Origin of the sequence: Pseudomonas sp. TH34 (assembly GCF_016650865.1) — a bacterium.
Classification (GTDB): Bacteria; Pseudomonadota; Gammaproteobacteria; order Pseudomonadales; family Pseudomonadaceae; genus Aquipseudomonas; species Aquipseudomonas yamanorum.
The window spans coordinates 71,426-85,646 of sequence record NZ_JAEKFB010000035.1 but is presented as its reverse complement, the minus strand read 5'-3'; the positions used below and the strand labels follow the sequence as shown (position 1 = coordinate 85,646).

Below are 14,221 nucleotides of genomic sequence, written 5' to 3'. Positions count from 1 at the left end.
CGCCCGTTTCAGTCAGTGCCTGTAGCCGATGGAATCTGCACCGAAGACCTGTTGATCAACCTCATTGAAGCACTGGCCTCGGCCAACGCGCTGAGTTGCGACTTGGCGTTTGTTCGTATCAGGTCATAACGACTGTAATGCTTGCAGTACCGAGTTGACGGTCGTGAACTCCCGGTCCACCTCCGGCAACACCGGCCGCTTCAACACCAGCACCGGCACCCCACGCTCCCGCGCCACTTCCAGCTTTGGCTCCGTGGCGCTGCTGCCGCTGTTCTTGCTGATCAGTACATCAATCTGCCGGCGCTCAAACAACGCCCGCTCATCCTCGATCAAAAACGGTCCACGGGCACCGATCACTTCACAACGTTCATTGCCCGGATATACGTCCAGCGCGCGCAGCGTCCAGAACTGCTCGGCGGGGATTTCGTCGAGGTGCTGCAACGGTTCGCGGCCCAGGGTGAACAGCGGCCGCTTGAAGGGTTTCAAGGCTTTGATCAAGTCCGCCCAGTCACTGACCTCGCGCCAGTCATCACCGGCCTGTGGCTGCCATGCCGGGCGGCGCAGGGCCCAGCAGGGAATGCCGCACACACCAGCGGCGCGGGCCGCGTTGGCGCTGATCTGCGCGGCATACGGATGAGTCGCGTCCACCACCCGTTCGATGCCTTCGTCGCGAATAAACTGCGCCAGGCCATCAGCGCCGCCATAGCCGCCGACGCGCACTTCACAAGTAAGGTCGGTCGGCACCCGACCAACACCCGCCAGGCTGTAGATATGCTCCGGCCCCAGTGTGCGGGCAATGGCCAGGGCTTCCGTCACGCCGCCCAGCAGCAGGATGCGTTTCATAGCGGCTTGATCACTTCCAGCAGGGTGATCGGCAGCGCCTGGCGCCAGGTATCAAAGTCCCCCAGTGGCTGGGCCTGGGCCACATGAATGCGGGTCAGTTCGCCGCCGTATTGTTCGCGCCAGGCCATCAGGGTCATTTCGCTTTGCAGGGTCACGGCGTTGGCCACCAGCCGGCCGCCGGGGCGCAGGTGTTGCCAGCAGGTGTCGAGCACGCCGTCGCGGGTGACGCCTCCGCCGATGAAGATGGCGTCGGGCGCTTCCAGGCCAGCGAGTGCGTGGGGCGCGGTGCCGCGAATCAACTGCAGGCCTGGGACGCCGAGTGCGTCACGGTTGTGTTCGATCAACAGTTGCCGACCTTCATCGGCTTCGATCGCCAGCGCGCGGCAACTGGAGTGGGCGCGCATCCATTCGATCCCGATGGAGCCGCTGCCCGCGCCCACGTCCCACAGCAGTTCGCCGGGCATCGGCGCGAGGCGGGCGAGGGTCATGGCGCGCACGTCACGTTTGGTCAGTTGGCCATCGTGCTTGAAGGCCGAGTCCGGCAGCCCCGCCAGGCGTGACAGGCGGGCTGTGTTGGCGTCGGCCACGCAGTCGATGGCCATCAGATTCAACGCGGCAATCGGTTCACCTGGCCAATCCCGGGCGATGCCGTCGATGCGCCGCTCATCCGGCCCGCCGAGGTGTTCAAACACCCTCAGGCGACTTGCACCAAAGCCACGCTCAGCCAACTGCGCCGCCATGGCCGCCGGGCTCTGGCCGTCATTGCTCAGCACCAGTAAACGCACGCCGCTGGCCAGGTGCGCATTCAGCGCCGCCAACGGCCGGGCAACCACCGACAGCGTCACTACGTCTTGCAACGGCCAGCCCAAACGCGCCGCCGCCAATGACACCGAAGAAGGCGCCGGCAGAATCAGCAGCTCATCGGCGGGCACCTGCCGCGCCAGGCTAGCGCCTACGCCATAGAACATCGGATCGCCGCTGGCCAGCACGCACATCGCTTCACCGCGCCTGGCCAGCACCGGTTCCAGGGAAAACGGGCTCGGCCACAGCTGGCGTTCGCCACGGATACATACCGGCAACAAGTCCAGCTGGCGCTGGCCGCCAACAATGCGCGAGGCGCGCAACAGGGCGTGCCGGGCGTTTCTGCCCAGGCCCTTGAAGCCGTCTTCACCGATGCCTACTATCGTCAGCCAGGGCGACATATGAATTCCTTGAACGACATCCGACGGGCAGGCTTTTCATGCCGCCGGACAAAGCAGGCATAATACCGCGCCTTTACCCGTGAACCGGTAGCCCTGTGAAACCAATACCACCGTCCAATACCTTGCGTCCCTCGGCCTGTCCGGGGTTGCTGCGTATTGTCCAGGCGTTGGACGGCGGGATTTGCCGGATCAAGTTGGCCGGTGGTTCGATCCTCGCCGAGCAGGCCCTTGCCGTGGCCGATGCGGCCCAGGCCCATGCCGGCGGCGTGATCGAGGCGACCAACCGCGCCAACCTGCAGATTCGCGGAATAGGTGCCGAACAGGACGCATTGATCGCCGCCTTGCTGGCCGCTGACCTTGGGCCCAGAAGCGCCGCCGGTGACGATGTGCGCAACCTGATGCTCAGCCCCAGCGCCGGTATCGACTGCGAGATGCTGTTCGACACACGGCCGCTGGCCGACGAAATCCTCACCACACTGGAAACCCACCCGCGTTTCCATGAGCTGTCAGCCAAGTTCGCCGTGCAACTGGACGGCGGTGAAGCCCTGGCGATGCTCGAGCATCATCACGACCTGTGGTTGTCGGCGTTCGACGCCAATGGCCAGACGCTGTTGGCATTCGGCCTGGCAGGCTGCCCGGCGCAGGACGCGCCATTGGCCGCCGTGCCTTTGGCGCAAGGGCATGCACTGGTGGTGGCGGTTCTGGAGCTGTTCCTTGAACTGGCCCGGCCCGATCAAACCCGCATGCGCCACCTGCTGGCTGAAACGTCTGTGGATAACTTTCTGCGGCAGCTAAACCTGCCCTTGCAGCCGGTTGACGGCTTTTCACGCCATTCCAACCCCGCGCCGCTGCACCTGGGAAGTTATCCACAGCGCCAAAAAAACCAGTACTACGTCGCCGCCGTCGCACCCTTGGGCCGCCTGGATTCGGCGATGCTCAGGGGCGCCGCGCAGCTGGCCGTCGATCATGGCGACGCCACCCTGCGTGTCACGCCATGGCAGGGCCTGCTGCTGCCCAATATCCGTGACGCGACGGCTGTCATTGAACGCCTCGAACGGCTTGGCTTTTTGTGCTCGGTGGACCAACCCCTGGCGCGCCTGATCGCCTGCACCGGCTCCAGCGGATGCGCCAAAGGCCTGGCCGACACCAAGGCCGACGCCCTGCAATTGGCAACGCTCGCTCCCGGCCACAGCGTGCACCTGTCCGGTTGCCCACGTTCCTGCGCCGCCGCACACACCGCGCCCGTCACCTTGCTGGCGGTAAGCCCCGGCCACTACGACCTCTATTTCCGCGACGCAGGCCAGCCCGGTTTCGGCCGCCTGAACGCGCGCACTCTTTCTATTGAAGCGGCGGGCGCCTTGCTGCGCGCCCACCCACGGAGCAACACCGATGATTGATTACATCCGCGACGGTCAGGAGATCTATCGCAACTCCTTCGCGATCATTCGCGCAGAAGCCAAGCTGGATCGCATTCCTGCCGACCTGGAAAAACTCGCCGTGCGGGTGATTCATGCCTGCGGCATGGTTGACGCCATCGACGGCCTGCAGTTTTCTGAAGGTGCCGGCAAGGCCGGGCGCGAAGCCCTGGCCGCCGGCGCGCCGATCCTGTGTGATGCGCGGATGGTTTCCGAAGGCGTGACCCGTACGCGCCTGCCGGCCAACAATCAGGTGATCTGCACCCTGCGCGATGACAGCGTGCCGGCGTTGGCCCGCGAGCTGGGCAACACCCGTTCCGCCGCCGCCCTGGAGCTGTGGCGCCCGCACCTGGAAGGCAGCGTGGTGGTGATCGGCAATGCGCCGACAGCGCTGTTCTACCTGTTGGAAATGCTCGACGCCGGCGCGCCAAAGCCCGCGCTGATTCTCGGTTTTCCGGTGGGCTTTGTCGGCGCCGCCGAATCCAAGGCGATGCTGGCGGCAGACAGCCGCGGCGTCCCGTTCGTGATCATGCAGGGCCGCCTGGGCGGCAGTGCGATGGCCGCCGCCGCGGTCAACGCCTTGGCCACGGAGGTCGAATAATGCCGGCACGCGGACGTTTGATTGGCCTGGGCGTAGGCCCCGGTGACCCGGAACTGATTACCCTGAAAGCCCTGCGCCTGCTGCGCGAGTCGCCGGTGGTGGCGTACTTCGTGGCCAAGGGCAAGAAGGGCAATGCCTTCGGCATCATCGAAGACCATTTGGTGCCCCAGCAAACCCTGATGCCGCTGGTTTACCCGGTGACCACTGAAGTGCTGCCCGCGCCGCTGTCCTACGAGCAAGTGATCAGTGATTTCTACGACACCGCCAGCGTCGACGTTGCCGCACACCTGGATGCCGGGCGCGATGTGGCGGTGATCTGCGAAGGCGACCCGTTCTTCTACGGTTCTTACATGTATTTGCATGACCGCCTGGCCGAGCGCTACGACGCTCAGGTGATCCCGGGCGTGTGCTCGATGCTCGGCGGGGCGTCCGTGCTGGGTGCGCCGCTGGTGTATCGCAACCAGAGCCTGTCGGTGCTCTCTGGCGTATTGCCCCATGACGAACTCAAACGTCGCCTGGCGGATGCCGACGCGGCGGTGATCATGAAGCTGGGCCGCAACTTCACCAAGGTGCGTCAGGTATTGGAAGAGTTGGGGCTGGCGAGCCGGGCGTTGTATGTCGAGCGCGCGACCATGGCCAATCAGAAAATCGTCGCTCTGGACCAGGTCGATCCAACGTCCTCGCCGTATTTCTCGCTGATCATCGTTCCTGGTGAAAGGTGGCAAGGCTGATGACGGCTCCCGCGATTGTCATTCTGGGGCAGGGCAGTCTCGCCACTGCCCGGGCTATCCAGCAGGTGTATCCCGACGCACTGATCCACGGCCTGGCCGGACGGGTTGAAGGTGCGGATCAGGCCTATAACGAATTCGGCGCCAGCGTGCGCCAGTTGTATCAACAGGGCACGCCGATCATCGCCCTGTGCGCGGCCGGAATTGTGATCCGCACCCTGGCGCCGCTGCTGCTGGAGAAGGGCGTCGAGCCTGCCGTGCTGGCAGTCGCCGAAGACGGCAGCGCGGTGGTGCCGCTGCTCGGTGGCCTGGGGGTGTGAACGTAATGGCGCGGGAAATCGCCGCCGCCTTGGGCGTTGCCGCTGCGATCACCACCAGTGGCGAACTGCGTTTCGGCACCTGCCTGCTCAACCCGCCCAGCGGTTATCAGCTCGGGGATCTGGAACTGGGCAAACGCTTTGTTTCCGATTTGCTGGCGGGTGAATCGGTGCGCATTGAAGGCGCGGCGCCATGGTTGGATCAGGCCAACTTGCCCCAGAACCAGCAGGCGCGTCTGGCGATTCACGTCGGCAGTGCCGAGCGTACGCCCGCCGCTAATGAACTACTGATTTATCCGAAAAACGTGTTGGTCACTTGCCAGTCGGGGCCGCAACTGGCCGCACGCATTCGTGCGGCGTTGCAGGATGCAGGGCTCGCCGTGCAGTCGCTGGCGTGTTTGCTGGCGTCTGAAACCGAGATGGCCGATTCGTCGCTGCATGAAGCTTCAATCGAGTTGGGCGTACCGTTGCGCTTCGCCAGTTTGGCGACCCAAACGGACATCGCCATCACGGTGGCCGATGCACCGCTGGACCTGTCCCTGGTCGGTCGTCCCCGTGGCCGCCTGGCGGTCATCGGTTTGGGCCCCGGTGCTGCCGAACTGATGGTGCCAGCGGTAAAGGCTGAACTGGCCCGCTGCACCGACGTGCTGGGTTACGAAACCTATGTGCGCATGGCCGGGCCGTTCCGCCCGGACCAGATCCAGCACTGCACCGACAACCGCGAAGAGATGCAGCGCGCCCGTCACGCCTTTGAGCTGGCGGCGCAGGGGCGTTCGGTGGTGGTGGTGTCTTCGGGTGACCCAGGCGTATTCGCCATGGCCGCTGCGGTGATCGAAGCCTTGCACGAGTCCAGCGACCCGGCCTGGCATCAGGTCGACCTGGAAATCCTGCCGGGTGTGTCGGCATCCCTCGCCACGGCGGCGCAGGCGGGGGCGCCGCTGGGGCATGACTTCTGCGTGATGTCGCTGTCGGACAACCTCAAGCCCTGGTCGATCATCGAGAAGCGCCTGGACCTGGCTTCCCAGGCCGACCTGGCGCTGGCGTTCTACAACCCGATTTCCCGTGCTCGGCCCTGGCAGTTGGGGCGCGCCCTGGAGATCGTCGCGCAGCACCGCACGGCCGAGACGCCCGTGGTGTTGGGCCGCGATATCGGTCGGCCGGGCCAGACCCTGCGAGTCACCACCCTGGGGCAACTGACCCCGGAGCAGGTGGACATGCGCACGATGGTGCTGATCGGTTCGTCCACCACCTGTGTATTCCCACGGGCCGGGGGCGGCGAATGGGTGTATACGCCACGTTGGTATGGCGAGAAACCCGCGTCCTGAACAGAGGTGGCCCCGCAATGGGGCCGCTTTGAAAGAGTCGCCAGGTGATGGAAGAAAGGTCTGCTTGCCGGGTGGTTCTTGCAGCGGGTCGAGTCTTATCCTTCGCTTCTGGTTGAAGAAAAATACGGCCTCTTTTCGCACCGCAGGTTGATCCCCAACGTTTACTCACCGTCGCCGCCAGCAGTGATTTTTCCTGCGCACCGCAGCGCGTTTTGCCTTCGATTTCCAGCACCTCAAAATCCCCGGCAACTCGACTAGTGTTGGCGTTAAGCCCCATGTTGGGGGTTATGGAGAAATGGCTATGGAGCGAAATAACAGACGGATCAACAGCGCAAAAAGGAGGAAGCTGATTGCCGCATACCGGCTTCCGGGCGCGTCCAGCTTGTCGCCGGGGTTGAGCGCGCCGGTGAAGCTCGAAGGTGATGATGAGCTGAACGCGGCAGTGGTGAACAACAGTGTCATGTCGTTTGTGGAAGGCATGACGAGCCTCAACAAGGAGTACACCCGCAAAAGCTATTTGCTGGCGAGCAGCTACGTCAGTGATGTATTGCGGATCGCCCGGGGAACAGAGGCCTGGTACAACGAATTCATCAAGGTGATGAGCAGCCTGGGCTGGATGCCGGTCAGGAGCAGTTTCGAGCGGGTATACACCACTCGCAAAGGGCTGTCGGTGCAGTTGGCGGCGCTGAATCTGGTGGCGGCCACGGTGGCCTCGACGTTCCTGTCCGGGCCATTGATCAGTGCACTGCCCAAGCGGGTGGGGGAGGCTATCGAAGCCTTGAAGCAACTCCCGGCTTCATTTGAGTTATTCAAACGAAATACCACGACCCATGAGGGCGGAGATTTCGGCTTGGCGTCCTGTTCGGAAACGGCGGGGGAAGTGTCGATGGTGCTGGTGACCTACAGTTCCCACGGCGTCAGCAAGCAGTGGGGCATGCCGTTTCTGGAGTGGGACAGTGCGTCCGTTGAAGCCTTCAGTGGCCGCACCTGCCTGGTGCTGAACAGTTCGGTGGTCAACGAAGCCACGATTCAACTGATGCGCGACAGCGCAGGGGACAAGGTCCGCCTGGCTATCGCCCAATACAGGATTTGACCTACGGCACCAGGTAACCGCGTACCCCGGTGAAGATGATTTGCGCTGCCAGTGCACACACAAACAACCCCATCAAGCGGCTGACAATCTGCAAGCCCTGGTCGCCGAGAATGCGTTCGATACGGTTGGACAGGTACAGCACCACACCCACCGTAAGGCTGGCCAGGGCGATGCTGAGGATGGCGGTGATCTTATCGTCCCAGTGCGGCTGGCTGACGCCCATCACCAGCAGCGCACCGATGGTACCGGGGCCGACGGTCAGGGGGATGGTCAGCGGGACGATGGTCACGTCCTGCTGCACGTTATCGGTCTGCACCGCCGACTTGCCTTGGGCCATGCCCAGGGCCGAGATGAACAGCACACTGCCGGCGCCGATGCGGAAGGCGTCGACGGTGATGCCGAACACACTGAAAATCACCCGGCCGAACAGGTAGAGCAACACGCTTGATACCAGGGTGGCGAGGGCCACTTTCCAGGCCAGGCGCCGCCGCTCCTTGCTGGAGTAACCGCGAGTCAGGCTGATAAAGCAGGAAAGCACGAAGAAGGGGCTGTAGAGCACCAGCATCTTCAGGTAAACGCTGAATAGCACATGGAGCATGGGCGCGGCTCGCGGCGGGGACGTGTGGAGAGTCTATCAGGCGCCACGGAACAAATGTGGGAGCTGGCTTGCCTGCGATGACGGTGTATCAGCCAAAAAATCAGGTGTCTGATGCACTGCTATCGCAGGCAAGCCAGCTCCCACAGGGAGAGCGTATTTCAGGTCAGGTAGGTGCGTGCTCAGGGCGCTGTTGGCGCTGCGCCACCCAGTACTCCACCAGCTCGCGCAATTGCGACAACTCCACTGGCTTGGCCATGTGCCCGTCCATCCCGGCCTGGCGCGCACGCTCTTTGTGTTCCGAAAGAATGTGCGCCGTCAGCGCCACCACCGGGGTACGAATGCGCTGGTTGCTGACTTCCCACGCCCGCAGTTGCTGGGTGGCGGAGAAGCCGTCGAGGATCGGCATTTCACAGTCCATCAACACCAGGTCATACCGCTGGGTTTTCATCGCTTGCAACGCTTCTTCACCATTGCTCGCGGTATCCGGCTGCAGGTTGAGCTTGCCGAGCATGCCACGAATCACCTTGGTGGAGATGCTGTTGTCTTCGGCCACCAGAATCCGAAAGTCATTCGGCACGGTCACCGGGACCGGTGCGCTGATCGCCGCCTGGCGTGGTTGCACAGTGCCCTTGCTGCGTTGGGTCAACTCGTCGGCAAGGGTGGTCTTGAGGGTGTAGCCGGCCACGGGTTTGGCGAGGATGCGTTTGATCCCGCAGTTGCGCGCGATGATCTTGCTCGGCGCATTGCTGATGCCGGTGAGCATGATCAGCAAGATGTCGTGGTTCAGGCTCGGGTCTTCCTTGATCTTCGCCGCCAGTTGCATGCCGGTCATGCCGGGCATGTTCTGGTCCAGCAGCACCACATCGAAGTAATCCCGCAGGTGCGCCTTGGTGCGCAGCAGCGCCAGGGCTTCCTTGCCCGAAGGCACGGCACTCACGTTCAGGCCCCAGGCCGTGCATTGCTGCACCAGCACTTTGCGGCAGGTGTCGTTGTCGTCCACCACCAGCACGCGCGCGCCCTTGAGCGGGCCGTCGAGGTCGGAGGTTGGATGCTCGAGACGTTCCGGGTCCAGTGGCAAGGTCAGCCACAGGGTGCTGCCTTGTTGGCTGCCACTCTTGATGCCGAACTCGCCGTTCATCAACAGGATCAACTGGCGGGCAATGACCAGGCCCAGATGGCCGCTCAGACGTGTGGCAGACAGGAAATTCTTGCTGTGCAATTCGCTGTGCAGCAGGGCGTCGCGCTCGGCGGGCTCCATCGGCAGGCCGCTGTCTTGCACCGCAATGCGCAGGCGCGGCTTGCTGCTGCGCTCGTCCAGCGCCACGACGATCAGCACTTCGCCTTCATCGGTTTTTTGCAGGGCGTTTTCCAGCAGGCTCAACAGTGCCTGGCGCAGACGCGTCGGGTCGCCGCTGATGACTCGTGGCACCTGGGGCTGGATAAAGCTGATCAGCTCGACGTTTTGCTGCTCGGCCTTGGCGCGGAAAATACTCAGGCAGTCTTCGATCAACGCGTTGAGGTCGAACTGCACGTCGTCCAGTTCGATCTGCCCGGATTCGAGCTTGGAAATGTCGAGAATCTCGTTGATCAGCGTGAGCAATTCGTTGCCGGCGCTGTGGATGGTTTGCACGTAGTCGCGCTGCTTGACCGACAGCGGCGTGCCCAGCAGCAGTTCGGTCATGCCCAGCACGCCGTTCATGGGTGTGCGGATTTCGTGGCTGATCTTCGCCAGGAACTCAGCCTTGGCGGCGATCTCGGCATTGCTCGCCGCCAGATCGCGGCTGAGGCTGAAGTTGTCTTCGGTGATGGCGCGCTGGCGTTCGCCCAAGGCCAGGCTCATCAACAGGCCGCTGAGGCAGATAAAACCGAGCAGGGTAACGATCAAGCCTTGGGGCGCCACCAGTGTCAGGCCCAGCAAGGCCGGCAGGATAATCAGCGTGCCGATGTTGAATATCACCATCGCCACCATGAACAGGCGCGCCGGGCGATAACCTTTTTGCCAGTGATAGGCCGAGACGAACAGCATGCTCAGGCCGGCCAACGCCACCAGGGCGTAGGTGATGATGTTCAGCGGCAACGTATTGACGAACAGCAGCAAAAGCCCGCTGAGGACGATCAACAGAATGTCGGCCATCAGCAGTTTGTTCAGCGGATGCGGGCCAAGAGGCGCAAAGAAGCGATAGGCAAACATCAGCCCGCACGGCGCCGTCAGCAGCAGGGCGAGGTACGCGCCGGGGGTTTGTACCGCGTGCCAGTTCGGCAGCCACGGGCCGACCACATTGAGCAACAGCGCCAGGCTGAGCAGCAGCAACACTTCGCAGGCGGCGAGCCACAGGCTGCTGCGGGAGCGATGGTAGGCGTAGCGGGTCAGGTTATGCAGGATCAGCATCACCAGGCAGCCGAACAGCAGCCCGTAGATCAGCGTCTGGTTCTGGTTGGCCGCGGCGAGTACGGCGGGCTCCAGGGTGATGTAGGGGCGCAGCTCGTGTTCCGAGACCATGCGCAGGTACACGTCCAGCGGCTTCTGGCTTTGGGGCATCGGCAGCATGAAGTCGCTGCTGGGCAGCGGGCGCTCGGCCTGGGGCTGGCGGGTGCCGGTGGCTTGCTGCTCCACCAGGGTGTCGCCGTCGAGCACGTACAGGTTCAGATGTGCCAGGTCTGGGGCGAATACCCGTAGCACTTGCTCGTGCTTGCCGGGTTGCAGCCTGAAGCGCACCCACAACGCACCGTCCGGTTGCGCGGCGGTAATCCGGTCCAGTTCGATGGGGCTGAATTGATTGATGTAGCGGGGCGAGCGGATGTCGCTCAGTTGCAGATCGGCCTGTTCGTCAAGCAATACCGCCCAGCCACTGCCTTGTGCCGCGGCCTGGGCCGGAAGCAAGCAGAGCAAGGTCAGCAGACTGACAGTGAAACCTATGGCGATCCTGAGCCAGCGCACGGCGAAATCCCTTCGTAGGTTGATGCATGGGTATAACTATGCGCGGGGCCACAAGCGTAGGGCAAGGGCCAAGGGCCCCTGCCTAACCGAACGGATAGCTGTTTACTGACTTTCGCCACGCTCACGGGCAATGGCGCGGTAGCCAATGTCCGTGCGGTAGAAGCAGCCTTTCCAGTCGATCTTCGCCGCCAGCTTGTAAGCCTGTTGCTGGGCGGCATCTACGCTACTGCCCATGGCGGTTGCGCACAATACGCGACCACCGGCGGTGACGACCTTGCCATCCTTGAGCGCGGTGCCCGCGTGGAACACCTTGCCTTCCAGCGTAGCAGCCGCATCCAGACCTTCAATCACATCGCCCTTGGCGTAGTCGGCCGGGTAGCCGCCGGCGGCCAGCACGACGCCAACGCTTGGGCGCGGGTCCCACTGGGCTTCGACCTTGTCGAGGGCCTGGGCCAGCGCCGCCTCCACCAGCAGTACCAGGCTCGATTGCAGACGCAGCATCACCGGCTGGGTTTCCGGATCGCCGAAGCGGCAGTTGAACTCGATAACTTTCGGGTTACCGGCTTTATCGATCATCAAGCCGGCGTACAGGAAACCTGTGTACACGTTGCCTTCATCGGCCATGCCGCGCACGGTTGGCCAGATCACCAGGTCCATCACGCGCTTGTGGACTTCGGCGGTGACCACTGGCGCCGGGGAGTAGGCACCCATGCCGCCGGTGTTCGGGCCGCTGTCGCCGTCGCCCACGCGTTTGTGGTCCTGGCTGGTGGCCATCGGCAGTACGTTCTTGCCGTCGACCATCACGATGAAGCTGGCCTCTTCGCCGTCGAGGAATTCTTCGATCACTACGCGCGAACCGGCTTCACCGAAAGCGTTGCCGGCGAGCATGTCGCGCACGGCGTCTTCGGCTTCGGCCAGGGTCATCGCGACGATCACGCCTTTGCCGGCGGCCAGGCCGTCGGCCTTGATCACGATCGGTGCACCGACCTCACGCAGGTAAGCCAGGGCTGGCTCGATCTCGGTGAAGTTCTGGTAGTCGGCGGTCGGGATCTTGTGGCGTGCCAGGAAATCCTTGGTGAAGGCTTTCGAACCTTCCAGCTGGGCAGCACCGGCGGTTGGGCCGAAGCAGTCCAGGCCACGGCTGCGGAACAGGTCCACAACACCGGCTACCAAAGGCACTTCCGGACCGACGATGGTCAGGGAAACGTTTTTCTCGGCAAAGTCCGCCAGTTGCTCAAGGGCCAACACGTCGATGGCGACGTTTTCGCATTTGGCTTCAATGGCGGTACCGGCGTTGCCGGGCGCAACGAAAACTTTCTGGACGCGCGGGTCCTGGGCAACTTTCCAGGCCAGGGCGTGTTCACGGCCACCGCTGCCAATGATCAAAACATTCATTTCAAAAACCTCGGATGACGCTGAATTCTGATCGTTCCCACGCTCTGCGTGGGAATGCCTCTTGTGACGCTCCGCGTCACGCTTTGGGACGCGGAGCGTCCCGGGCTCCATTCCCACGCCGAGCGTGGGAACGATCATCTGTTAGTGACGGAAGTGGCGCATGCCGGTAAACACCATGGCGATGCCGGCTTCATCGGCCGCTGCAATCACTTCTGCGTCACGCATCGAGCCGCCTGGCTGGATCACCGCTGTCACGCCAGCCTTGGCCGCATTGTCCAGGCCGTCGCGGAACGGGAAGAATGCGTCGGACGCCATCACCGAACCCTGTACCTGCAAGCCGGCATGCTCAGCCTTGATTGCAGCGATACGTGCCGAGTTCACGCGGCTCATCTGGCCGGCGCCAACACCGATGGTCTGGCGATTCTTGGCGTAGACGATGGCGTTGGATTTAACGTACTTGGCGACTTTCCAGGCGAAGATCAGGTCGTTGATTTCCTGTTCGGTCGGGGCGCGCTTGGTCACCACTTTCAGGTCTGCGCTGCCGATCATGCCGATGTCGCGGCTCTGTACCAGCAAGCCGCCGTTGACGCGCTTGTAGTCCCAGGCAGCGGCACGCTCAGCCGACCACTCGCCGCAGGCCAGCAGGCGCACATTGGCCTTGGCAGCAACGATGGCGCGGGCTTCTTCACTGACGGATGGGGCAATGATCACTTCAACGAACTGACGCTCGACGATCGCCTTGGCGGTCTCGGCGTCCAGCTCACGGTTGAAGGCAATGATGCCGCCGAAGGCCGACTCGGTGTCGGTGGCGTAGGCCAGTTCGTACGCCTGGCGGATACCGCCTTCAGCGTCCGGGCTCACGGCCACGCCGCACGGGTTGGCGTGCTTGACGATCACGCAGGCTGGCTTGACGAAGCTCTTCACACATTCCAGCGCGGCGTCGGTGTCGGCCACGTTGTTGTAGGACAGCTCTTTGCCTTGCAGTTGGGTCGCGGTGGCGATGCCGACTTCAGCAGGCTTGGCCTCAACGTAGAACGCCGCGCTCTGGTGCGGGTTCTCGCCGTAGCGCATTTCCTGGGCCTTGATGAACTGGCTGTTGAAGGTGCGCGGGAACTGGCTGCGACCTTCAGTGCTCAGGGTTTCAGCCGCTTGGTTCACGGTGCCCATGTAGTTGGCGATCATGCCGTCGTAGGCGGCGGTGTGTTCGAAGGCCTTGAGCATCAGGTCGAAGCGCTGGGCGTAGGTCAGGCCGCCGGCTTTCAGGCTTTCCAGTACGTTGGCGTAGTCGCTGGCGTTAACCACGATGGCCACGTCTTTGTGGTTCTTGGCTGCCGAGCGAACCATGGTCGGGCCGCCGATATCGATGTTTTCGATGGCGGTCGGCAGGTCGCAGCCTGGCTTGTTGATGGTGGCTTCGAACGGGTACAGGTTAACGGCCACCAGGTCGATCGGCTTGATGCCGTGCTCGCTCATGATGGCGTCGTCGATACCGCGACGACCGAGGATCCCGCCGTGGATTTTCGGGTGCAGGGTCTTGACCCGACCGTCCATCATTTCTGCGAAACCGGTGTAGTCCGCCACTTCCACTGCGGCCACGCCGTTGTCCTGCAGCAGTTTGAAGGTCCCGCCGGTGGAGAGAATCTCCACGCCCAGGGCTTCCAGCTCCCGGGCAAATTCGAGGATCCCGGTCTTGTCGGAGACACTGATCAAGGCACGGCGGATCGGCAGGCGGGTAGTCTGGTCGGTCATTTCAATTTCCATCAAAA

10 protein-coding genes and 2 pseudogenes are annotated in these 14,221 nt (G+C 63.1%); 6 read left to right on the top strand and 6 right to left on the bottom strand.

What is annotated here, in order from left to right:
• Positions 1-15 precede the first annotated feature (15 nt).
• Positions 16-111: pseudogene (locus tag JFU58_RS32725) on the top strand (DUF6124 family protein); the annotation flags it as partial.
• A 12-nt stretch (positions 112-123) separates the two neighbouring features.
• Here JFU58_RS32725 and JFU58_RS29765 read toward each other — a convergent pair.
• Complete coding sequence (locus JFU58_RS29765; protein ID WP_201142981.1) at positions 124-843, bottom strand: cobalt-precorrin-6A reductase; 720 nt, start codon at positions 841-843, stop codon at positions 124-126.
• Positions 840-2,045 (bottom strand): precorrin-6y C5,15-methyltransferase (decarboxylating) subunit CbiE, encoded by a 1,206-nt coding sequence (gene cbiE, locus JFU58_RS29760; RefSeq protein ID WP_201142980.1) that lies wholly within the window; start codon positions 2,043-2,045, stop codon positions 840-842. The genes JFU58_RS29765 and cbiE overlap by 4 nt, the downstream gene beginning before the upstream one ends.
• Positions 2,046-2,140: 95 nt before the next feature.
• Between cbiE and cobG the strand changes: the two genes are divergently transcribed.
• From cobG to JFU58_RS29735, 5 genes and pseudogenes are all read left to right on the top strand, one after another.
• A complete protein-coding gene (gene cobG / locus JFU58_RS29755) occupies positions 2,141-3,442 on the top strand; it encodes a precorrin-3B synthase (RefSeq protein ID WP_342215333.1) in 1,302 nt (433 codons plus the stop codon).
• Complete coding sequence (locus tag JFU58_RS29750; RefSeq protein WP_063033330.1) at positions 3,435-4,061, top strand: precorrin-8X methylmutase; 627 nt, start codon at positions 3,435-3,437, stop codon at positions 4,059-4,061. Before cobG ends, JFU58_RS29750 begins: the two co-directional genes overlap by 8 nt.
• Complete coding sequence (locus JFU58_RS29745) at positions 4,061-4,792, top strand: precorrin-2 C(20)-methyltransferase (protein WP_063033329.1); 732 nt, start codon at positions 4,061-4,063, stop codon at positions 4,790-4,792. Before JFU58_RS29750 ends, JFU58_RS29745 begins: the two co-directional genes overlap by 1 nt.
• Positions 4,792-6,431 (top strand): annotated as a pseudogene (gene cobJ / locus JFU58_RS29740) (precorrin-3B C(17)-methyltransferase). Before JFU58_RS29745 ends, cobJ begins: the two are co-directional and overlap by 1 nt.
• Positions 6,432-6,732: 301 nt before the next feature.
• The gene (locus JFU58_RS29735) at positions 6,733-7,524 is read left to right on the top strand and encodes a hypothetical protein (protein ID WP_063033327.1); all 792 of its coding nucleotides are present in this window, start codon (positions 6,733-6,735) and stop codon (positions 7,522-7,524) included.
• 1 nt (position 7,525) lies between these two features.
• Here the strand turns inward: JFU58_RS29735 and JFU58_RS29730 are convergent, their stop codons facing one another.
• From JFU58_RS29730 to purH, 4 genes are all read right to left on the bottom strand, one after another.
• Complete coding sequence (locus JFU58_RS29730; protein WP_003217330.1) at positions 7,526-8,122, bottom strand: MarC family protein; 597 nt, start codon at positions 8,120-8,122, stop codon at positions 7,526-7,528.
• Between the two features lie 163 nt (positions 8,123-8,285).
• Positions 8,286-11,060 (bottom strand): hybrid sensor histidine kinase/response regulator, encoded by a 2,775-nt coding sequence (locus JFU58_RS29725; RefSeq protein WP_063033326.1) that lies wholly within the window; start codon positions 11,058-11,060, stop codon positions 8,286-8,288.
• A gap of 102 nt (positions 11,061-11,162) precedes the next feature.
• Positions 11,163-12,455 carry a phosphoribosylamine--glycine ligase gene (gene purD, locus JFU58_RS29720; RefSeq protein ID WP_063033325.1) on the bottom strand — a complete coding sequence of 431 codons (1,293 nt, stop codon included), beginning with the start codon at positions 12,453-12,455 and terminating at the stop codon, positions 11,163-11,165.
• Between the two features lie 141 nt (positions 12,456-12,596).
• Positions 12,597-14,204 (bottom strand): bifunctional phosphoribosylaminoimidazolecarboxamide formyltransferase/IMP cyclohydrolase, encoded by a 1,608-nt coding sequence (purH, locus tag JFU58_RS29715; RefSeq protein WP_003217323.1) that lies wholly within the window; start codon positions 14,202-14,204, stop codon positions 12,597-12,599.
• Between the last annotated feature and the right edge of the window lie 17 nt (positions 14,205-14,221).

Coding starts and splice junctions, on each gene's coding strand:
- JFU58_RS29765 (WP_201142981.1), bottom strand. CDS start 843: ATGAAACGCATCCTGCTGCTGGGCGGCGTGACGGAAGCCCTGGCCATT.
- cbiE (WP_201142980.1), bottom strand. CDS start 2,045: ATGTCGCCCTGGCTGACGATAGTAGGCATCGGTGAAGACGGCTTCAAG.
- JFU58_RS29750 (WP_063033330.1), top strand. CDS start 3,435: ATGATTGATTACATCCGCGACGGTCAGGAGATCTATCGCAACTCCTTC.
- JFU58_RS29745 (WP_063033329.1), top strand. CDS start 4,061: ATGCCGGCACGCGGACGTTTGATTGGCCTGGGCGTAGGCCCCGGTGAC.
- JFU58_RS29735 (WP_063033327.1), top strand. CDS start 6,733: ATGGAGCGAAATAACAGACGGATCAACAGCGCAAAAAGGAGGAAGCTG.
- JFU58_RS29730 (WP_003217330.1), bottom strand. CDS start 8,122: ATGCTCCATGTGCTATTCAGCGTTTACCTGAAGATGCTGGTGCTCTAC.
- purD (WP_063033325.1), bottom strand. CDS start 12,455: ATGAATGTTTTGATCATTGGCAGCGGTGGCCGTGAACACGCCCTGGCC.
- purH (WP_003217323.1), bottom strand. CDS start 14,204: ATGACCGACCAGACTACCCGCCTGCCGATCCGCCGTGCCTTGATCAGT.